The 20,905-nt window shown below is 42.9% G+C and carries 17 protein-coding genes; 6 read left to right on the forward strand and 11 right to left on the reverse strand.

From position 1 onward, the window contains the following. Nucleotides 1-155 precede the first annotated feature (155 nt). Nucleotides 156-851, forward strand: coding sequence for a 5-formyltetrahydrofolate cyclo-ligase (locus tag HNW13_RS10480; RefSeq protein ID WP_192115501.1), 696 nt, complete (start codon nucleotides 156-158; stop codon nucleotides 849-851). 478 nt (nucleotides 852-1,329) lie between these two features. On the opposite strand, the gene HNW13_RS10485 is transcribed toward HNW13_RS10480, so the two are convergent. The 4 genes from HNW13_RS10485 to folX all read right to left on the reverse strand — a co-directional run bounded on the left by HNW13_RS10485 (nucleotide 1,330) and on the right by folX (nucleotide 4,821). Further along, entirely contained in the window at nucleotides 1,330-2,622 is a 1,293-nt protein-coding gene (locus HNW13_RS10485) for an aminotransferase class I/II-fold pyridoxal phosphate-dependent enzyme (RefSeq protein ID WP_192115798.1), read from the reverse strand. A gap of 144 nt (nucleotides 2,623-2,766) precedes the next feature. Beyond that, complete coding sequence (gene folM / locus HNW13_RS10490) at nucleotides 2,767-3,495, reverse strand: dihydromonapterin reductase (protein ID WP_162022342.1); 729 nt, start codon at nucleotides 3,493-3,495, stop codon at nucleotides 2,767-2,769. A 273-nt stretch (nucleotides 3,496-3,768) separates the two neighbouring features. Further along, entirely contained in the window at nucleotides 3,769-4,437 is a 669-nt protein-coding gene (folE, locus tag HNW13_RS10495) for a GTP cyclohydrolase I FolE (protein WP_192115500.1), read from the reverse strand. A 21-nt stretch (nucleotides 4,438-4,458) separates the two neighbouring features. Next, complete coding sequence (folX, locus tag HNW13_RS10500) at nucleotides 4,459-4,821, reverse strand: dihydroneopterin triphosphate 2'-epimerase (RefSeq protein WP_101086047.1); 363 nt, start codon at nucleotides 4,819-4,821, stop codon at nucleotides 4,459-4,461. Nucleotides 4,822-5,000: 179 nt separating this feature from the next. Here folX and HNW13_RS10505 point away from each other — a divergent pair, with 179 nt between their 5' ends. The 3 genes from HNW13_RS10505 to HNW13_RS10515 all read left to right on the forward strand — a co-directional run bounded on the left by HNW13_RS10505 (nucleotide 5,001) and on the right by HNW13_RS10515 (nucleotide 7,347). Then, the gene (locus HNW13_RS10505; protein WP_101086048.1) at nucleotides 5,001-5,390 is read left to right on the forward strand and encodes a DUF393 domain-containing protein; all 390 of its coding nucleotides are present in this window, start codon (nucleotides 5,001-5,003) and stop codon (nucleotides 5,388-5,390) included. Between the two features lie 16 nt (nucleotides 5,391-5,406). After that, nucleotides 5,407-6,240, forward strand: coding sequence for an SDR family NAD(P)-dependent oxidoreductase (locus HNW13_RS10510; RefSeq protein WP_192115499.1), 834 nt, complete (start codon nucleotides 5,407-5,409; stop codon nucleotides 6,238-6,240). Nucleotides 6,241-6,546: 306 nt separating this feature from the next. Further along, on the forward strand, nucleotides 6,547-7,347 hold the full coding sequence (locus HNW13_RS10515) for a 3-hydroxybutyrate dehydrogenase (protein ID WP_162022340.1): 801 nt from the start codon (nucleotides 6,547-6,549) through the stop codon (nucleotides 7,345-7,347). Between the two features lie 114 nt (nucleotides 7,348-7,461). On the opposite strand, the gene HNW13_RS10520 is transcribed toward HNW13_RS10515, so the two are convergent. Further along, the gene (locus HNW13_RS10520; RefSeq protein ID WP_192115498.1) at nucleotides 7,462-8,394 is read right to left on the reverse strand and encodes an alpha/beta hydrolase; all 933 of its coding nucleotides are present in this window, start codon (nucleotides 8,392-8,394) and stop codon (nucleotides 7,462-7,464) included. Next, entirely contained in the window at nucleotides 8,394-9,566 is a 1,173-nt protein-coding gene (locus tag HNW13_RS10525) for an MFS transporter (RefSeq protein WP_192115497.1), read from the reverse strand. The genes HNW13_RS10520 and HNW13_RS10525 overlap by 1 nt, the downstream gene beginning before the upstream one ends. Before the next feature lie 168 nt (nucleotides 9,567-9,734). On the opposite strand from HNW13_RS10525, the gene HNW13_RS10530 reads away from it, so the two are divergent. Then, nucleotides 9,735-13,241, forward strand: a complete 3,507-nt coding sequence (locus HNW13_RS10530) for a PAS domain-containing hybrid sensor histidine kinase/response regulator (RefSeq protein WP_192115496.1) — start codon at nucleotides 9,735-9,737, stop codon at nucleotides 13,239-13,241. A 155-nt stretch (nucleotides 13,242-13,396) separates the two neighbouring features. Here HNW13_RS10530 and HNW13_RS10535 read toward each other — a convergent pair whose 3' ends face one another. The 4 genes from HNW13_RS10535 to mdh form a co-directional block, all read right to left on the reverse strand. Further along, a complete protein-coding gene (locus tag HNW13_RS10535) occupies nucleotides 13,397-14,074 on the reverse strand; it encodes a response regulator transcription factor (RefSeq protein ID WP_101086054.1) in 678 nt (225 codons plus the stop codon). A 116-nt stretch (nucleotides 14,075-14,190) separates the two neighbouring features. Then, on the reverse strand, nucleotides 14,191-16,470 hold the full coding sequence (locus HNW13_RS10540; protein ID WP_101086055.1) for a TonB-dependent receptor: 2,280 nt from the start codon (nucleotides 16,468-16,470) through the stop codon (nucleotides 14,191-14,193). 218 nt (nucleotides 16,471-16,688) lie between these two features. Next, a complete protein-coding gene (locus HNW13_RS10545) occupies nucleotides 16,689-17,651 on the reverse strand; it encodes a PHB depolymerase family esterase (protein WP_243756241.1) in 963 nt (320 codons plus the stop codon). A gap of 289 nt (nucleotides 17,652-17,940) precedes the next feature. Beyond that, nucleotides 17,941-18,876 (reverse strand): malate dehydrogenase, encoded by a 936-nt coding sequence (gene mdh, locus HNW13_RS10550; protein ID WP_011638612.1) that lies wholly within the window; start codon nucleotides 18,874-18,876, stop codon nucleotides 17,941-17,943. A gap of 531 nt (nucleotides 18,877-19,407) precedes the next feature. Here mdh and HNW13_RS10555 point away from each other — a divergent pair. Beyond that, the gene (locus HNW13_RS10555) at nucleotides 19,408-19,857 is read left to right on the forward strand and encodes a GNAT family N-acetyltransferase (RefSeq protein WP_192115495.1); all 450 of its coding nucleotides are present in this window, start codon (nucleotides 19,408-19,410) and stop codon (nucleotides 19,855-19,857) included. Nucleotides 19,858-19,971: 114 nt separating this feature from the next. Here HNW13_RS10555 and HNW13_RS10560 read toward each other — a convergent pair whose 3' ends face one another. Beyond that, on the reverse strand, nucleotides 19,972-20,760 hold the full coding sequence (locus HNW13_RS10560; RefSeq protein ID WP_192115494.1) for a ribonuclease H family protein: 789 nt from the start codon (nucleotides 20,758-20,760) through the stop codon (nucleotides 19,972-19,974). Nucleotides 20,761-20,905 lie beyond the last annotated feature (145 nt).

Raw genomic sequence — 20,905 nt, forward strand, 5'->3', positions numbered from 1 at the left:
GTATTTAGGTTCGATATGCAGAGCAGAGGCTAAATTTTGTAGCAACATTAGCAGAAGATTAACCTGTGCTTTCATATCGACTCAGAAAGCGATAATCTACTTTCATACTGTGTTTTGGTGTTTTTAATTTGTAAGTGATGGAGTACTCCTAATATATGAGTATCACGCGTTTTATGGCTAACAAGGACAATCGTCCTGTTACGTCAACCTCTTCGGCACGCATCAGCTATTTTGCCACGCCAACCGAACTAGAAGACCCCGTATTTGAAAGTGTCGACATGAGTCGCGATAATATTCGTCGCCATGTAAGACAAGAACGTAATAGCCTCAGCGCTGAAGAACAAAATCAATTAGCCTTAATTGCCAGCCGTCATATGTTAGCTGAAATTCAGGCACAGTCGGCTCAACATGTTGCCTTGTATGTCACTCACGATGGTGAACTTGCTACTCAAAAACTGATTGAAGCGTTATGGGATGTCGACATTAATCTCTATTTGCCGCGTATTCATCCGTTTAGTAAGGGCAATTTGTTGTTTGTGCGCTACGATCGCGATTCTGTGATGGTTAACAACCAATATGGTATCAGCGAGCCACAGCTCAATGTGCAGCATGTCATTACCGTTGATAAGCTCGATATGATCATTACTCCGCTAGTTGCCTTTGATGAACACGGAAATCGCATGGGCATGGGCGGCGGATATTATGACCGCACCTTGGCACAAGTGGTCGATAACAAGCCGTTAGCCGTAGGCTTTGCCCACGACTGTCAGCAAGTCAGCCAAGTTCCGACTGATTTTTGGGATGTTCCTTTACCCGTGATTATTACCCCAACGAGACGATTGGCTATTTAAAATAGCTTAATACTATTAAGGTCGTGGCGCTTCGCCCACACCAGACCAAGAAGGGGAAAACGGCTTCCCCCTCTTGGATCACCCCGGCAGCTCCGGCAAAGTGTTCATCCTCATAGCATAATAAAAATCACCTAACGACTCAGATGGTACATCTGATGTGAATGGACTGATGAATGTCGTGATGACATGGATGTCAAAAAACGACCATGTACCCCCGAGCCTGTTACATATCTGCAAGACAGGAGTCTACATGCCTTGAAACACAGGGATGTGTGATAAAGGCCATGATGTCACTACGGCATTTTCATCACGCTATTTCGGACACTTTGGACGGAGACACGTTGATACTGCTGATTCCTCTTACATACCAACTAGACTTTGTAGAAGGTAAAAATCAAACATAACAGAATGGAAAAAGCCCCATCAATAAACGCTATTGATGGGGCTTTTTAGTTAACTGATTAGACTAAAAATGGGCTTACACAATCGCCTTATCAAGTGCTTGGCTGACATCGGCAATGATGTCGTCGATGTGCTCAATACCCACCGATATGCGCACTAGATCTTCTGATACACCGGCTTTGGCTAATTCGGCACTGTCTAACTGGCGATGGGTGGTGCTGGCGGGATGACAAGCTAACGATTTAGCGTCACCAATATTGACCAAACGTAGCACCATTTGCAGCGCATCAATAAACTTGCCACCGGCTACTTTACCCGCTTCTGCGTTAGCAGCTTTAATGCCAAAACTAATAATACCAGAGGCTTTACCACCAGTGATTTTTTGGCAGGTTGCATGGTGCGGGCTGTCTGGAAGTGCTGCGTAATTTACCCAACTAATGCTTGGGTGCTGCTGGAGATATTCGGCTAGCGTAAGCGCATTACTGCAGTGACGTTCCATGCGTAAACTTAAGGTTTCTAAGCCTTGAAGTAACAAAAATGAACTGTGTGGTGACAAGGCTGCGCCAGTATTACGCAGTGGTACTACTCGGCAACGGCCAATATAAGCGGCTGGACCAAAGGCGTCTGTATACACCACGCCGTGATAAGACGGATCTGGTTCATTTAGTATCGCAAAACGTTTTTTGTTGGCGACCCAGTCAAATTTACCCGAGTCAATAATCACCCCGCCAATGGTTGTGCCGTGGCCGCCAATGTATTTAGTGAGCGAATGAATAACAATGTCGGCACCATGATCAAATGCGCGGCACAACACTGGCGTCGCTACAGTGTTATCGACAATTAGTGGCACCCCGTGTTTGTGAGCAATATCGGCCAAACGCTGTAAGTCGACAATATTACCGGCCGGGTTACCAATTGATTCGCAAAATAACGCTTTAGTGTTGTCGTCAATTAACGCGTCGAGGCCATCAAAGTCATCAAACGCCGCCATACGGACTTCAACGCCTTGGCGTGGCAGTGTATGGGCAAATAAGTTATACGTGCCGCCATACAACTGGCTAGTGCTGACAATGTTGTCGCCCACTTGGGTTAACGCTTGGATAGCATAAGTAATGGCGGCCATGCCTGATGCCACTGCAAGCGCACCGATGCCGCCTTCAATGGCGGCTAAGCGTTGCTCTAACACACTAGTAGTAGGATTCATTATGCGGGTGTATATATTGCCAGCCACTTTTAAATCGAACAGGTCCGCACCGTGCTGGGTATCATCGAAGGTATATGAGGTGGTTTGGTATATCGGCACCGCGGCGGCTTTGGTGGTAGCTTCAGACTCGTAGCCATAATGTAGCGCCAATGATTCCAGCTTCATGTTTTCTGCAGACATAGTGACTTCCTTTCGATAATAGCGAGTGTGGATACTGATTAATATCCACACTACCAATTAGCCATCTAGAAGTCTATAACAAATTGACGTCAACATTGCCCCGCACATTAGCACTTGGCGTTTTATGGATTATTTTAAATGCCTGCCGCCATCAACAGCATAGCTGCGGCCGGTAACATAATGGCTGGCCTGCAAATAATCGACTAAGGAAATGATTTCTGCATTTCCGGCTTCTTTAGGCAATATGGCTTTAGCCAATGCTTTGACTTTATAGGCATCATCGTCATCTTGGTTAAATAAAATCATCGCTGGAGCAATAGCGTTTACTTTGACATGCGGTGCTAACAAGCTAGCAAATGACAGTGTCATGTTATGCAGTGCTGCTTTACTGGCGGCGTAGGCGATGTGCTTTTTACTGCCCTTTTCGGCGACGTAATCTGTCATGTGAATAATGTTGCTGGCACCAATGCTGTCGTCATTGGTTTTAGCTGCGCTAATCAGTAATGGCGCTAAGGCAAGATTGATTTGATACGGTGCTGATACGTGAATTTGCATCATTCGCGTCATAGTGTCTGCCGGGCTTAAGCCGTTGTTGTCGGGTAACCAGTCTGACGCATTATGAATAATGGTATCGAGGCGATCATGATGCTCATTGATGTGAGTAATTAATCCATCAATAGATGCCGCATCGGTTAAGTCGCATGAATGTAAACTCGCACCCAACTTACCGAGCTGTTCAATGCTGTCATAATGAGTACGATAAGTGCCAATGACATGATGACCTTGTGCCAAATAATATTTGGCCAGTGCATAACCTATGCGTTTACCTACGCCAGTGATCAGTATTGTACGTTCCATAATGCTCTCTTAATTTTAGCTCTGATACATTGAGCCTTTATCATAATTAAATTAGATGGTTATCTAAGAATAAACCATCCTAGCGCGTAATAATGACAATCGATAGTGTAATGGGTGATAAAAAAATGACTTCATTATGTGAAGTCATTTTTAAAAGGCATGCTGTGGCGCAAGCGATTCCGAGTTCAGGCTGGTTATGTCTAAACATTATGCTAGCTGGTTATGTCTAAACGTTACGCTAGCTGGTTATATGTCTGAACATTACGCTAAAAGCTATGCTAGAAACTCTGCTCGGCTAGCGGGATTGGCCTTAAAGCAACCACCAAGTGCTGTGGTTTGCGTGCTTGATGAGGTATCCATAATGCCACGAGATTTTACGCAGTAATGGGTGGCGTTAATGCTCACAGCGACATCATCGGTCGCCAATAACGTTTGCAGCGCCACTAGAATCTGCTGAGTTAAGCGCTCTTGTACTTGTGGGCGCTGGGCAAAAAATCGCACGATTCGGTTAATTTTCGATAAGCCGATAATGTTATCTTTGGGAATATAAGCCACTTTGGCGAAACCATCGATGGTAATAAAGTGATGTTCGCAAGTACTCACCACACTGATATTGCTAATTTTTACCATCTCTTCGACACCCATCTTATTATCGATTTGAGTGATTTTTGGGAAATTAGCATAATCGAGGCCCGAGAAAATCTCATTAACGTACATTTTGGCAATGCGGTGCGGTGTTTCAGCTAAGCTGTCGTCGGTTAAATCCAGCCCTAAGGTTGACACAACTTCGGTCATTAAGCCTTTGATACGCTGATATTTTTGCTCGCTGGTCATATCATTTGGCACTAATGGCGTTTCAAGGCCATGAGCAACCAATGCTTGTCGTACTTTTAATGCTTCTGCAGACAACTCTGCGCGCGTTATGTCATTAATGGTCGTCATAATAACATCCTTAAATAGTGGTTAGGCTTGATACTCTAAAGATAACGATACTGAATCGGCGAAGCGCAGTGCATGGGGCTTATCAATAGTGACTCTGGCCAGGGTAACAGTTGGGTGCTCCCGACAAATATCTAATACGTCGGCAACCAATTTTTCCAGTAATAAAAAACGGCCTTCTTCTACATGCTGGATCACTTTTTTGGTGATCACTTTGTAGTTTAGCGCATCGGCAACGTCGTCGGTTTGAAACGATCGATCGGCTGGATAATGGATCTCGATATTGATCACCACGTCTTGCTGCTTTTCGCGTTCGTCTTGGTTAAATCCAATAAACGTACGTAAGCGTAAATTGGTGACCTTAATAATGGCTTGGCTTAATGGCATTATTGAGCCCTTGTGAATTGTTTTGAATATATACGCCAAAGTGAAATAGAAAGATCATAAACCTCGGTAATTTGTGTGTAATCTCGATCATGGAAACAAATGTAATCTGGCTTGATGTTTGAGGCGTACAATAGTCAGTATAGGTGTTCAAGCAAGCAATAACATAAATGAGGTAAATGATGGAACTGACTATTTTTTACGATGGCACTTGCCCGCTGTGCCTCAATGAAATGAAGCAATTAAAGCGATATGACCGTTTAAACCGCATCGGCCTTGAAGACATTAACGCCGATGATATTAATCTGCGTTTCCCTGATTTAGATGTATTAAAAGCCAATACCGTGCTTCATGGGTTACAAGCTGATGGCAGCTGGCTATATGGTTTAGATGTAACAGCCAAAGCATGGGGCTTAACTGGTAAGCATGGTTGGATAAAATTATTACGGTTACCGCTGATTAAACCTGTTGCTGACCTTGCGTATTTGGCCTTCGCCCGTAATCGCTACCGTATATCTTATTTGCTTACAGGTCAAAAACGCTGTGATAACGGTAACTGTAAAATAAAGTAAAGTAAGGGTAAACAGCATGAGCGATTCAACGACAACAGAAACCATTATTGTGATTGGCGCTTCATCGCTTATAGCACAAGCTTTTATTAGCCAAGCCATCGCGGAAAAAGAGCCAGATTTAGCGTTAACCATTATCTCCGTGAGCCGTCAATCTTCATTGACACTGCCTGTAATGACACTGCCTGCCCTGGCCAATAATGTCACTCACCATTATGTTAGCTGCGATTATCAACAAGCCTCAATTTCTCGTTGTATTGCAGACATGTCATCGATGGTTGGCACCATTAAAAAAATCATCATCTGTAATGGTATTTTGCACTCTAAAACGACTAATGAACGCACAGATAATGAAACCACAGACAAAACTCATTTAATGCCTGAAAAACGCATTGAAGACATTAACAGTGATGCCTTACAGCAACTGTTTTACGCTAACAGTATTGTGCCGATGTTGTGGTTAAGCGACTTAACCGAGTTACTGCTACAGCAACCTCATAAGATAGACAGCCCAAAGTGTGTGATCAGTTTATTGAGTGCCCGAGTTGGCAGTATTTCAGATAACCGTTTAGGCGGCTGGTATGGCTATCGCGCTTCAAAAGCCGCGTTAAACATGCTGATTAAAACCACTGCAGTGGAATATGCAAGGCGGCTTAAACGAGTCAAACTCATCGCGTTTCATCCTGGCACTACTGACACACCATTATCAAAACCTTTTCAGGCTAATGTGCCTGCAGGCAAACTTTTTACCCCAGAATTTGTTGCCAGCCAGCTGTTTAACATCATGGCCGATATTGAGCCCAACGGCCAAGCCAGTTACTTAGATTGGCAAGGCAAAGAGATTAGTTGGTAATGTTCCGCCTATCCACTAAGAATTTTTTGACCAAGAACTCAATAATCAAAAAATGTAGATCTTGTTGATGACCCTGTCGAAGTTGTTTAATAAACCATCGACTCCCCTTCAATGTATCGACAACTATTTCCCTGTTCTTATGGTACTAAGGTGCCAATTAAATAGTGCTCTAATTGCTTTATTCTGAAAGTACTAAATCAGATGTTAGTGAGAATATGCACTAGACATGATCTCGCAATGAAACATGACACATAGGTTGATGGCATACCTTGTCATTGCCGCTATTGAATTAAGGGAACCGATACTATGTCGACGTTACAAACTGGACTCAAAGGGAAAGTGGCACTTATTACCGGCTCCACTAGCGGCATTGGCCTGGCAACCGCGCATGTACTTGCCGAACAAGGTTGTCATATCGTATTGCATGGCTTAATGGCGCAAGATGAAGGGCAGACTTTAGCGGCTGAGTTTGCAACCCAATACCAAATAAAGACCTTTTTCAGCAATGCAGACTTGAGAGACGCTAACTGCATACATGCGTTTATGGACAGTGCGATGAGTGCATTAGGCAGTATTGATATTTTGGTTAACAATGCTGGGATTCAGCACACCCAAGATGTGGCAAACTTTCCGGTCGAAAAGTGGAATGACATCATTGCGATTAACTTGTCTTCCGCTTTCCATACGATTCAACAAGTCGTGCCAGCAATGGCTGAAAAAAAGTGGGGACGAATTATCAATATTGCCTCAGTACATGGCTTAGTCGCCTCGGCCAATAAGGTAGCCTATTGTGCAGCAAAACATGGAATTATTGGCTTAACCAAGGTGGTCGCGATTGAATGCGCTGAACAAGGAATTACCGTCAACGCGATTTGCCCTGGATGGGTGGATACGCCGCTTATCGGCAAACAAATTGACAGCATAGCAAGCGATAAAAATTTGAGTTATGAAGACGCTAAATATCAACTCGTGACAGCCAAGCAGCCGTTACCAGAAATGCTGGCACCGAGACAAATCGGTGAGTTTGTTTTATTTCTTTGTGGTGGTGCCGCAAGAGGCATTACCGGTGCAGCTTTACCAATGGATGGTGCGTGGACAGCGCAATAAGCTTGGCGTTATTGTTCTATAAAATGGTAGCGTTATATTCAATGTTAGCCCTTATTCACATCGATAAGGGCTTTTTAATGCCTAACAGGCAAGGCTTCAATTAATGATGACAAACTAGGCCATGAATTTAGCAATGTGTTGATAGGTTGCCATGCATTCATCTTTCACTACATCGTGCAGCAACATATAGGCGTGGATCATGCCGTCGAACGAATGATGTTCAACATCAACACCAGCAGCAGTTAAGGCCTTCGCATAGGCTATGCCCTCATCCCGAAGCGGATCGCAGCCTGCAGTAAAAATAAGGGTTTTAGGCAATTTAACAGACATAGCCCCAAACAAAGGTGAAGCCTGTTTAATGACATCTACATCGGTAGATTGAAAGTACTGCTCGAAATACCACTTTATACGAGTGGTTTCGAGTAAGAATCCAGTGCCATTACTGTCTAATGATGGGCTGTTTAAGGTGTAATCGACACTCGGGTAAATAAGAATTTGTTGGTCAATGTTAATCCGCTTATCGGTCAAACTTTTCATGCTTAAACTGGTGCAAATGGCGCCACCAGCACTGTCACCAATAATAGTGACATTGTGTTGATGGTTAACATCACCCAGTAACTCAGCGTAACGTATTAATACCTGTTCGCAGTCATCAATCCCTGCAGGATATGGATATTCAGGCGCGAGCCGGTATTCGACAGATATCACTACACACTGCGCTACGCTAGCAAGGTGACGACAAATAGGATCGTAAAGCACCACACTGCCACACATGTGCCCACCACCATGAAAATGCAATAACACTGGCAAAGGTTTATCTGGCGCAGGGCTATAAATCCTAACGGGAATAGTACGGTCGGGTAACCTTAGCATTTTATCTGCAATGTAGCTCATCGCTGGCGAATCACTCATTAGTGCGCCGAGTTTATCTAGATTTTGGCGCAAAATGGTCGGTGTAAATTGGACATTATTCTGTTTAGCCAAGGCGATATTGCTGTTGGCTAACGCCAGAAAATCAGTGAGTTTTGGGGAAACGGTTCCTCGCATTAGGTTAACTCCTTTGGTTTTCCTGTTTCAGGTAGAAAATAGCTGCCAACAAACACTGTGCCGCTGAGTATCGTGATCATCACAAATGAACTGACATAACTGCCATCGTTTAAATCAACCAATTTACCAAACACCCACAACACAATAGTCGAAACCAGATAGCTGATTGACCAAAACAGGCTAAACACCACAGTGATTTTTTGCCCCGTCATGTCAGGGAGTTCGTGAGGAATAGACACTAATGCAGTCACAGGGAAAAAGATAAAAAAGCCCAATATGATAGCGCATGTTATTTGCAGCCAAGGCTCGGTACTAAAAGATAAGCCTAAAACGGTAATAAAAATAATCAAACCACTTAAGCGAAGAATAGGAAGACGTAACGGATTTTTGCGGCTATACAACATTCCCGCAATCGTACCGACAATACCAAATCCTATCACCCATTTACTTTGGCTTATGCCCGCTTGAGGATAGAAAGTAAATAGACAAATATAAAACGAAAGCAGTCCAGAATAAGTAAAAGCATAAGCCCAATTAAATGTATCTTTTAAGCCCTCAAGATAACCGTAAATGGCAGGCTCTACCCCAGAGGCATTATTTGCAGATTGTGGAGCATCAAACTTAACCAGTAACCACACAATTGCCAGTATCAAGCTCGCGCCTGAAAACAACACTAAGCTATTTTGCCAGCTACCGGTGAGGGTGTTAATACTGGTCATGCCCCATAAAATAATCGCTGTGCCTACGTTAAATGCTACCGCATTCAAACCATTAACTACCGGACGGTCTTCAGGTACAAACCACAGCATCACAATAGGGTTAAAGTACACAATCATAAAGGCTCCGCCCAAGCCCATTAAAAATCGGCTCACCAGCAGTAACTCATAACTCGTCGCTAAAGGCGTTACTATCCCGACAACAATTAATAACGCGGCTAACAAAAAGGCGTACTTTATTCCAAACTTTACCGCCACATATGCAGCACTAAACGTACCGACTATTTTTGCGAGCGTGACTGCACCACTGATAAAACTTGCCGACGCTAAACTCTCAATGTGCATCGATGCCATGATGTTGTTCATGCTGGCGGTACCGCCAACCCATGCCATGGCAAAAAGCACATAACTCGTAAAGACTAAACCTTCGACCAAATATCTATGGGTTATTTTCATAGGCGTTATCGGAACCTTAAATGACACTAATGGAGTTAAATCATGTTATCTGATGGGTATGGATAAATAAGTACTACCTTAGTGCACCGCATCGTTAAAAATCTTTATCAAACAGGGCGTCTAGTGTAGTTTCGCAAGGATAAACAATAAAAATAATTGGGGAATAACTTGCAGGCTTGGTTATCTATTGATACTTGGTTAATTAGTTCAATTTCGATTGCTTATCTTGCAATGCTGTTTGTGGTTGCACAGTGGGGGCAAAATCGTTCCATAAAAAAATTAACCCAAAAGCCGTGGGTCTATAGCCTGTCGTTAGGGGTATGCTGCACATCATGGGCGTTTTATGGCACCGTTGGACAAGCAGCAACAACTGGCGCATGGCTGGCCCCCATTTATATTGGTTCGATCATTTGTTTGGTGCTTGCTTGGCCAATGCTAATGCGTACGCTGCAAATAATTAAAAGCCAAAACTTGACCTCTATTGCCGACTTTATTGCGTGCCGTTTTGACCGTTCGCCTAAAATTGCTGCCAGCGTTGCCATCGTGTCACTACTTGGCACCATTCCTTATATCGCATTGCAGCTAAGAGCGATTAGTACCAGCTTTGATTTACTAACCGGTACGTTTCAGTCCGGTATTAGCACCGCATTTGTGGTAACGATTGTATTAATTATCTTTAGTATTTTATTCGGCACCCGCCAGCTGTCTGCCAGTAAACATAATCAAGGCTTAGTGCTGGCCATTGCGTTTAGCTCTATCGTTAAGTTATTTGCCCTGACCGCCGTGGGTATTTTTGCCACCTTCTTTATATTCGATGGCTTTGGTGACTTGCTCAGCCAAGGTCAACATATTAAACAAACCAGCCAATCAGACTCGACTTACCTTGTGGTTTCTCAGGTTATTTTGGGTGCGATTACTATCTACGCTTTGCCGCAAGAATTTCACATGATGATGATTGAAAACAATCATGACAAAGAGCTCAAATCAGCACGTTGGATGGTGCCGTTATACCTGCTATTAATTAATATTTTTGTATTGCCGATTGCATTAGCCGGACAGCTTAGCTTCCCGGGTGGCAGTGTTGGTGCCGATACCTATGTGCTGACATTACCGCTTTTTTATCAACAAGCATGGTTAGGAATATTGGTTTATGTCGGTGGACTGGCTGCCGCAACCGCAATGGTGATTGTGGCAGCTATTGTACTAAGCACGATGATTTCGACAGAAGTGTTAACGCCATTGCTATTACGATTACCGAAATTTGGTTCTCAGCAAACCCCGCAATTATCCGGCATTTTATTAAATTTACGCAGATTCTCAATCGCAGTCATTCTTTTGTCAGCTTTCGCCTTTGAACGTTTTATCGATCAGCAAAATCATCTAGCCAGTATTGGCTTGCTGTCATTTGTACTGTTATCTCAATTTGCCCCCGCCGCAGTAGGCGCCTTATATTGGCGAAGTGCCACCACTCAAGGCGCGTTTGTGGGGCTAATAATGGGCAGTGTTGTCTGGCTTTATACCTTACTGTTACCGGTTACATTTCCCGATGCTCATTGGGTTAAATTTGGCTTATTTGATATCACATGGCTAACGCCGACAGCCTTGTTTGGCTTAACCGGTTTGGACAATATTAGCCACGGCGTATTTTACAGTTTAGTGGCTAACATTGGTTGCTTTGTGATGATATCTCTGCTTAAAGAGCAAAGCGTTGGCGAGGTTTTACAAGCTGATTTATTTGTAAATAGAAAACATGTGCAACTAGAACGGCACTTATCTATAGAAGATTTAGCCAGTTTATTAAATCGTTTTATCAACAAAGATGAAGCCGATGCTCTTATTGCAGAGTCAAAAAAACTCGCAGGCAAAAATCAGCAACAACTGCTTGTTGATTATACTCGCTTAAAACTGTCTGGCGTACTCGGTTCAGCCTCTACCCGAATGGTGATGAATGCCGCATCACGCAGCCAGCAGGTGCCACTAGAAGATGTAGTTAGCATTGTCGATGAAGCCAGCCAAATCTTTGAATTTAACCGAGAACTGCTGCAATCTGGCGTGGAGAATATTGAGCAAGGCATCAGTGTTGTCGATGCCGATATGCGCTTAGTAGCTTGGAATCAACGCTATATTGAACTGCTTGATTACCCTAAAGATTACGTCAAAGCAGGACTGCAAATTGAACAGCTGATTAGATTTAATATCGACAGAGGTATTATTGTCGGTGACGAGGCTCACCAGCTAGTTGAAAAGCGCTTAGCTCATATGCGCAGTGGTAGCCCTCATCATTTCCAACGCACGATGTTAGATGGAAAAGTACTGGAGATTCGCGGCCAAGCCATGCCAGGCGGCGGCTTTGTGAGTACTTTTGCTGATATTACTGCCCACATTGAAGCAGAAAAAGCCTTACAACTGGCCAATGAAACACTCGAAAAACGGGTTGAAAGCCGCACTCAGGAACTTGAAAAAGCCAAAGCTGAAGCGGAAGCTGCTAATAGCAGTAAAACCCGCTTTTTGGCCGCGGCCAGCCATGACTTAATGCAACCGTTTAATGCCTTAACCTTATTCACTGAAATGTTGAAGCAAAGGGTTAAATCAACGGAACTGTATGACTTGGCAACCAATATTGAAGACTCCTTAAACGTGGTGGAAAGCTTACTATCAGATCTGGTTGAGATATCTCGCTTAGACAGTAACTCGCTAAAAACTGAAACAAGCCAATTTGCGATTGATGATTTACTGTCAACGTTAGTTAATGAATTTAAAGCGTTATCGGTTCAACAAGGTATTGATTTTAATTACCAAGTCTCTTCTTGTTTTGTAGAAAGCGACCAAAGGCTACTGCGGCGTATTATTCAGAACTTTTTGTCTAATGCGTTTCATTATTCCCCTTCAGGCAAACGCAATCAGCAAGTAATATCCCAAACCTCTACGCCTGACAATAAAGTAAACGGGCAGACTAACAATACTGAGTTTGTCCCTAAAGTGTTATTAGGCGTCAGGCGACTTGAGCACGCTTTATTAATCCAAGTTTGGGACAATGGCCCAGGTATTCCGCTGGATAAACAGCAAGCCATTTTTTGTGAATTTGAACGCTTAGAGCTCACTCGTGAAATTCCGGGATTAGGGCTAGGTTTGGCGATATGTGAACGAATTTCCAAGTTGTTGGATATCAACATATCGCTGCATTCTGAAGTAGGCAAAGGGACGTGTTTTAGTGTTGAAATACCCCGAGTATTACAGCAGAAAAAGCCGCTTAAAGTGATTGAAACAGCCGAAGATGAGATAAGCAGTGACAGCGCTAATATCACTGTAATGGTGATCGACAATGACGACCTGATGCTAAAAGCGATTTCTACATTACTCAGCGATTGGGGATGCAATGTCATTACCGCAAAAGACCAACCCAGTGCCATACTGCAATTGGCCAATAACCCACAACCCAAACTGATTATTGCTGACTATCACTTAGAAGATGATAAAAATGGTGTGGACTTAGTACAGTATTTATTAGCCAATCACCTGACGATAAGCCGTAACCAACCCACCTGTGTTATCTGCTCTGCGGACCCTTCGGAAGCCGTTAGGCAACACACCAGCAGTGCTCAATTTAGCTTTGTGCGTAAACCACTTAAGGCAATAGCCTTAAAGCGGATCATTAAACAACTGACGCCTGAATAACTAATATTTTCAATAGATTAATGACCACAAAAAATGCCTCATATGGAGGCATTTGAGTTAACTCTTTTTATCGCTATTCTTATTATCGATCAGTAACCGCAATCAATGGCGATAACTATTCATTGCGACAATAACCGTTCGTTAGGGCAATCGATTTATGCTTGTACATCCACCTGCTGGTTTTCAGTTGAAGTAATCATTAATTGTTGAAACACCAGCCCAGCTTGCGTGCGATTATTGATTTCGAGTTTGAGTAAAATCGCTGAGACATGTTTTTTTACTGTGGTTTCTTTAATGTTTAAATCATACGCTATTTGTTTGTTGAGCCTACCATTGGCAATATTGGCCAGCACAGTGTACTGCTGCGGTGTGAGTTGAGCTAATTGCTTTGCTAAACGTTGATGTTCTGCGGCGGTGTGTTGATCGGCACTGATATTGGTGTGATCTGGAAGCCAAACACCTCCTTCAAGCACAGTATCAATCGCCGTCGATATTTGGGTTAGATTGGCTGATTTTGGAATGAAAGCACTGGCGCCAAAATTGATCGCCTTACGGATAATCTCCGGCTGGTCGTCTGATGACACCATGATAACCACGATATCGGGGAAGTGATTTTGCAATAACGTCAGTCCAGTAAAACCATCGTTTCCCGGCATATGCAAATCAATAAAGATAAGCTCAATATCTGAGTGCTGCTCCACAATAGCGATTAACTCCTGAAAGTTTTCCGCCTCTAGCACTTGTGCATTGTTAACACTTTTAAGCACGGCTTGGGTTAACGCGGCACGAAATAGTGGATGGTCATCTGCAATGGCCACTTTAATTTGAGACATCATTGGCTCCCTAACATTGCGTTGATATTGTTATGGTTCACTCTTTATAAGCAATAAAAAGAATAACCGGTTCTAAAGAGACCGGCTATCCTTATCTACATCAATTAAACAAGGTTTTAGAAGACATAGCCAACGGTTAATGAAATGGTCTCTGGGTCGCCATAATATCCAATTAAGGTGTTATCGCCGCCTAGCCCTGGCGTAAAATCGCCATTGCCTGTTGGCGTGACAAAGGCGTAGTTACCCACTAAATACTCTTCATCAGTGACGTTTTTCCAATGTAATCCAGCATTCCAATGGCCATCATTACTATACCAATTCACACCAAAATTCAGCAATCCGTATCCATCTTGACTCAATAGATTATCCACTACCGCTAAGTCATAATCGCTGCGGTAGTAGTAATTACCATTAATGATAAAACTGCCTACATCAGCTTCAATGCTGTAACTAAACCCTAGGTTTGCAGTGGTATCTGGGGTATTGGTAATGGTATAAGTGTCGCTAATATCAATTTTATTACCCAGCTCGTCATATGAAATCACCTCGTCAAAAGTGGCGTCAATTAAGCCAAGATTAGCAAATAAGTTAAGTGAATCTGTCGCAGCGTATTCAACTTCAAGCTCTAGGCCTGTCGCTGTAGACTTACCGATGTTTCCTAAACGCTGATTAAGGTCTGAACTGTCCTCTCCTGGTAACACCGTGACAAACTGCCTGTCTTTATGATCGAGGTAAAATAGCGTGGCATTGACGCGAAGATTATCGTTCCATTCGCTCTTCATACCAATTTCATATGAATTAACCGTTTCTGGATCAACCGCGGGTTCAGCACCTGTTGCTCGTGGATTAAACGTACCCGATTTGAAGCCTTGTGAGTAGCTGGTAAACACCATCATGTCATCACTCACTTGGTATTCTAAACCGACTCGCGGATTGAATTTAGACCATGTTTCTTCATCATCGAGCACTTTAGGTATTTGAGATTCAATTAACGCGTCATCGCGCACAAATCCAGGATACCAGCCCGTTTCAGGATAAATACTATCGAATATCACGCCATTATAAACCGTGGCTTCTTTTGATTCGCGGGTGTAACGGCCGCCTAATGTCATCGATAGCTTTTCAGTAAAGTCGTATGAACCTTGCACATAAGCAGCGTAGCTTTCGCTATTATTACAACCACTCACCTCACGAGTTAGCCCACCATATGCTTTAAAGGCTTCTTCTAAAATAGCATCGAAAACACCACAAGAATCACCGTCAAAATAGTAAATCCCCGACACTAAGTTGAGATTATCACCAACATAGTTCACCTGAAACTCTTGGCTAAATTGCTCATCTTCGTAGATAGCTGGCACGTCGAAAATACGTAAGCTGGTATTATCAAAGTCGATGTTGGTTAGCGACTCGCCTTCACGCTTGGCTGTGACCGACTTTACGCTCCAGTTTTCATTGAGGTTATATTCGACCGTCGCGCTCCACCCTTCTGTTTCTACTTTGTTCCATGTAGGCATACTGGTGTAAGAATCATATTTGCTATCAGGTACTGGTGCATCAGTTAATAAGCTAGGAAGTAGTCGATAGCCGCCTTTTGAGTTGGAGTCATCCTGGGTTTTATCATACGTAAAACGCATAAACAGATCGTCGTTAGGTGTGTATTCAACGCTTAAGCGACCCGCCATTACATCTTTATTATAGTTTTCAGTATCTTGACCATCTAATGCAGAGGTTTTAAATTCACCAAAACCGTCACGGTTTAAACTCGCAAAGGCAAAACCGACATAGAGCTTGTCATCAACAATAGGTAACTGCCCTGCCACTTTGACATCTTTTTGGCCATAACTGCCGACGGTACCTTTAAGACTTAATTCACTATCGCCAGACATCTTTTTGGTAACATACTTAATTGCGCCACCAATGGTATTTTTGCCGTACAACGTGCCTTGTGGTCCCCGAAGTACCTCAATACGTTGTACATCAAGAATGTCTAACACTGCACCTTGCGGACGCGCAATATAGACGTCATCAATGTAAATGCCAACCCCAGGCTCGTAACCCCAAAGTGGATCTTCTTGACCCACACCACGAATAAAAGCGGTAAGCGTAGAGTTAGTGCCTCGGCTAGATTGTAATGTGGTATTGGGCGAAAACTGCTGAATTTCAGTCATCACGCTGATGCCGTTTTCTGCCAACTCGGTAGCACTGACCGATGTCACTGCCACAGGTACATTTTGCAAGCTTTCAACTGTTTTGCGTGCTGTCACTTCAATGCGCTCTAACACAGGTTGTTTGTCGCCGCTGTTATTTTGTTCTTCTGCGGCAACGGCATATTGCGCGCTTAACACTGACGAAATGGCTAAGGCAATACAGCTCATTTTAATAGTATTCTGTTTCATACAGATCCCCGTTGTAATATTTATTATTAATGGTTTTACTTACTACTAATTCTGGTTTACGACTGATTTTGATTTATTACTATCTGTTCACATATTGACTGTATAGCATTTTTAACAACATTGAATCGGTACTATAGTAGTATGTGTTTTGGTCTAGATATTAAAAAAACAAACGATTAATTAATAACAAAAACATAATGTTATAAATTTAACCTTGATTAAAGCCCCCAAAGCTTAATCACTTCAGTCACACTGCTTATGGGTGCCCTAAGCAGATAGTCACTTTCTTCACCTCCATGTTCTATGTCTGGATTGACGGCAATGCCATGACCAAAATCGTTAATAGTGACGAGTTCGATTGACGCGTTATTTTGAGCATCTTTCCAGCGTGAAATACTGTATCCAGATTCATTTGACACCGTTGGCTTAGCGTTAGATTGAGTTAACACTTGCCATTGAGATGCGAGCATTTGCGCATTGTTAGCATTGACCACATTGTCGCTGTCACCCGTCCAGATACTCAACGAAGGCCAACGAGTTTGTTGAGGGTGTATTGCTTTGGCAAATTGAGCTAATTCTTCAACCGATAGCGCTGGTCCTTGCTTCATACAAGAGATGGCTTTGATCAAATTATCGGCACAGGGATATGGCAAGCCAGCGATGATCGCACCGCTTTGAAATAGATTTGGATAATTGACGATTGCCGCACTCGCCATGGCGCCACCAGCAGATAACCCGATGATATAAACATGCTTGGCAGCTAGTTTTTCTTGAGTAGTTACTATCATGTTTTTTATCGATAACATTTCACCACTGTCTATCTGCGTATCTTGACTTGCAAACCAGTTGAAACAACCCTTTACGTTATTGTCATAGCTTTGTTGTGGCACTAAAACCGCAAAATGATGCTCTAACGCCAATGACGTTAGGCCACTTTTGTTAGCCAATTCGACACCGTCTTGAATACAACCATGCAGTAACACCACCAAAGATAAATCCCCAGCAGGAGAAGCATTTGAGCCTTGCGTCACAGGAAGATAAAAGCTTGTCAGCGCACCAGGATTATCACCAAAATCGGTGAGTGGGGTATAAGGCGTATCGGTTGCTTGAGCCGGTAGCATCGAAAAAATCCAACCCAATAAGAGCAGTGGCATGGTTAAGCTGTATTTTTTATTTCTCATTTCAGCGGTTTCCAAATTTAACATATTAGTAACTTGCAGAATTTTGCTCCAAACAGCAATGGCACTTTAGATCCACATGGAAAACTAATGTCGGTAAGGCGATGAAAGATTAGATGATGAGCCTGTAGCAATGAAGAATTGTGGGTGTAAACAATGTGAATAATCGAATAGCAATAAACCGAGATGCTAGATGCTAGATGCTAGATGCTAGATGCTAGATGCTAGGCATTTTAAACCAAAAAAAACGCGAAGCCTTGGCTTCGCGTTTTTTAGACCATCGACTTGTTAATTACTTAACAAATTCAACGCCTAATTTGATGTCACCTTTAAGGGTGTCTAACATTGCATCGCGAGCGTTAGCTTCGAATGCGCTGATTTCACCGTAAGGTAATACTTTTTCTACGCCGTTTTTGCCAAGTAGGATTGGCTGTGCGAAGAATGTAGCGTGCTCACTGCCGCCGTCAACATAGGCACATTCAACAACGTTAGCTTCGCCTTGTAGACCACGTACCAATGATAAACCAAAGCGACATGCTGCTTGGCCCATTGATAATGTTGCGCTACCGCCACCGGCTTTAGCTTCAACAACTTCAGTACCTGCGTTTTGAATGCGAGTTGTCATTGCTGCTACTTCTTCATCAGTGAAAGTAACACCTTCAACTTGAGAAAGTAGTGGAAGAATAGTCACACCGCTGTGTCCGCCGATTACGTTAACTTTAACGTCAGCAACGTTTAAGCCTTTAAGCTCAGCGATGAAGGTTTCGCTACGAATAACGTCAAGTGTTGTGATACCGAATAAACGGTTTTTGTCATAAACACCGGCATTTTTTAATACTTCAGCAGCAATCGCTACAGTCGTATTAACTGGGTTAGTAATAATACCCACTAATGCTTTAGGGCAAGTTACAGCCACTTTTTCCATTAGGTTACGCACGATACCAGCGTTGATGTTGAATAGATCTGAACGATCCATACCAGGCTTACGCGCAACACCAGCAGACATTAACACTACGTCTGCGCCAACTAATGCATCTGTAGGATCTTGACCAGCAAAACCTTTTACTTCTACGTCTGTTGGGATGTGACTTAAGTCAACCGCAACACCAGGAGTAACAGGAGCGATGTCATATAGAGACAACTTTGAGCCCGCAGGCAGTTGAGTTTTTAACAGTAAAGCTAGAGCCTGGCCAATACCACCAGCAGCACCCAATACAGCAACTTTCATAATTATCTCCATCAATTTATGCAGTTTGTGACATAGATCTAAATCGTCGTGGCGTCACATTACTGCATCGTCACAATAATTTCAATTATACGTTAGTGGAGGACCGTAAATAAGTAAGCCCTGATCCACGCACAGACTGGCGTAACGCCGAGTATTAGCAGCATGAATCCGTGTAAAAATACGGCAAAAAACATCGATAATATGATTATTTTTCATCTTCGTTATACCGAAAAAAACCAACATTTGAGAGTTTTTATATTGAACAAATATAACTCAGCTGTTTTATTGTGGAGTTGTAATCACCCTATCAAGCGGGTTAAGCAATATCGATATGTTTGTTTTAGGCATTAAAATGTTGATTTTGTATTGATGAATTTTACCGTTATCGAACTGGGTCTTTCATCCTGTTTAAAGCCATAAATATTGGAGCCTTAACTCATTTCGTACACATTTTCTGACGCAACAAGCCAATACTTTTATTGAGTGTCGCGTTATGATGGCTGCAGATCATCCTATAAAAACGAGAAAAACATGACAATAAGAATAGGCCAACATGCCGACCTGCACGCCCTAGTTCAGTTTAACCAAGCCATGGCAATGGAAACCGAAAACCTATCATTAGACACTGAGCAATTGACTCGCGGTGTTGAAGGACTGCTTACCCATCCTGAACGTGGGGTATATTTAGTCGCCGAAGTTGACGGCGAAATTACCGGATCGTTAATGGTCACCTATGAGTGGAGTGACTGGCGCGCAAGTAATTATTACTGGATCCAGAGTGTGTATATACGTCCACAGAATCGTCGTCAGGGTATTTATGGCAAGCTATATCAAGCGGTAAAAGACTTAGCAGCAGAAAACGGTGGCACCGCCAGTTTCCGTTTGTATGTTGAGCATGACAATAAAATTGCCCAAAAAACCTATGAATCATTGGGGATGGAGCAAAGCCATTATTTAATGTACGAAGAAAATACTAAGTAATCGTAAGTTATTATAAATAATCGTAAGTCACACATGCAAAAGCCGGAATAATCCGGCTTTTTTGTGTTTATCGTTTAAAGAATTTAATGCGTTCAACAGAGATTGCGACAATAACTAGCCTGTTCGCAACGCGAGAATTTTACTGATATCCAGTGGCGCAGTAAATTGACTAAACTCTTTGTGCTGTTGATCAATCGCATGAATCGACATTCTGTCTGCCAACTCGTTACCTTCAATACCAATATGGGCAGCGACATGCTGAAGTACTAAATCGGCTTTCATTGCATCATATAGCTCATGTGCTTGCTTGATAATCTCCAGATTGGCGATTTCACCGGTTTTTCGGGTCCAACTTTTGGCTTTCCAACCATATGCCCACTCACAAACACATTTAATCGAATACTGTGAGTCACTCATGATTTGCACCGTTTCGCCCGCGTCTAGGACCTTTTTAGCCACAATTAATGCTTGGTGCAGCGCATTGAGCTCGGCAGTATTATTGGTGCCATTAGGATTAAACAAACCAAACCATAATTCGGCTAACTCGCTTTTTCGGTATATCGCCATCCCTGAACCCGCTTTACCTGGGTTGGGCTCACAACCACCGTCGGTGTAAATAACCACATCAAATTGGCTTAACACAGCTTGATTAGCGCTAAGAGTTTTGGTTGATGTTCCAGCCCCTGCAGCCTTTGTCGATGAACGACCTGCCGCTTTTACTGGCACACTTTTGCCTATACTGCTTGCAGGAGATTTAGCAAATGCAGCTTTGGCTTCTGCTTCTGTAGCAAAGGATTTGTACTTGGCTTGCGGATATTTATCAACTGAACGCTTGGTAACATCCCAGCTGGTAAAAATGCCCGTTTCTCGACCGGCCCATACTACGTAAAACTTCTTTGCCATGATTAACTCTTACTTCAACAATGCTAACTTCACTAATAACGTGCTTGCATCATGCCATGATTAAACTTGGCTTTGAAACAAAAATACATGATGCGTGCCGCAGTTGCAGTTAACTTGAACATCTCGGCCAAATAAGCTTAAGTTC

It is taken from the genome of Shewanella sp. BF02_Schw (assembly GCF_014596695.2).
Classification (GTDB): domain Bacteria; phylum Pseudomonadota; class Gammaproteobacteria; order Enterobacterales; family Shewanellaceae; genus Shewanella.

Excerpts from the sequence above, each read along its gene's own strand:
- HNW13_RS10480 (WP_192115501.1), top strand. The coding sequence starts at position 156 with ATGAGTATCACGCGTTTTATGGCTAACAAGGACAATCGTCCTGTTACG.
- HNW13_RS10485 (WP_192115798.1), bottom strand. The coding sequence starts at position 2,622 with ATGAAGCTGGAATCATTGGCGCTACATTATGGCTACGAGTCTGAAGCT.
- folM (WP_162022342.1), bottom strand. The coding sequence starts at position 3,495 with ATGGAACGTACAATACTGATCACTGGCGTAGGTAAACGCATAGGTTAT.
- folE (WP_192115500.1), bottom strand. The coding sequence starts at position 4,437 with ATGACGACCATTAATGACATAACGCGCGCAGAGTTGTCTGCAGAAGCA.
- folX (WP_101086047.1), bottom strand. The coding sequence starts at position 4,821 with ATGCCATTAAGCCAAGCCATTATTAAGGTCACCAATTTACGCTTACGT.
- HNW13_RS10505 (WP_101086048.1), top strand. The coding sequence starts at position 5,001 with ATGGAACTGACTATTTTTTACGATGGCACTTGCCCGCTGTGCCTCAAT.
- HNW13_RS10510 (WP_192115499.1), top strand. The coding sequence starts at position 5,407 with ATGAGCGATTCAACGACAACAGAAACCATTATTGTGATTGGCGCTTCA.
- HNW13_RS10515 (WP_162022340.1), top strand. The coding sequence starts at position 6,547 with ATGTCGACGTTACAAACTGGACTCAAAGGGAAAGTGGCACTTATTACC.
- HNW13_RS10520 (WP_192115498.1), bottom strand. The coding sequence starts at position 8,394 with ATGCGAGGAACCGTTTCCCCAAAACTCACTGATTTTCTGGCGTTAGCC.
- HNW13_RS10525 (WP_192115497.1), bottom strand. The coding sequence starts at position 9,566 with ATGAAAATAACCCATAGATATTTGGTCGAAGGTTTAGTCTTTACGAGT.
- HNW13_RS10535 (WP_101086054.1), bottom strand. The coding sequence starts at position 14,074 with ATGTCTCAAATTAAAGTGGCCATTGCAGATGACCATCCACTATTTCGT.
- HNW13_RS10540 (WP_101086055.1), bottom strand. The coding sequence starts at position 16,470 with ATGAAACAGAATACTATTAAAATGAGCTGTATTGCCTTAGCCATTTCG.
- HNW13_RS10545 (WP_243756241.1), bottom strand. The coding sequence starts at position 17,651 with ATGAGAAATAAAAAATACAGCTTAACCATGCCACTGCTCTTATTGGGT.
- mdh (WP_011638612.1), bottom strand. The coding sequence starts at position 18,876 with ATGAAAGTTGCTGTATTGGGTGCTGCTGGTGGTATTGGCCAGGCTCTA.
- HNW13_RS10555 (WP_192115495.1), top strand. The coding sequence starts at position 19,408 with ATGACAATAAGAATAGGCCAACATGCCGACCTGCACGCCCTAGTTCAG.
- HNW13_RS10560 (WP_192115494.1), bottom strand. The coding sequence starts at position 20,760 with ATGGCAAAGAAGTTTTACGTAGTATGGGCCGGTCGAGAAACGGGCATT.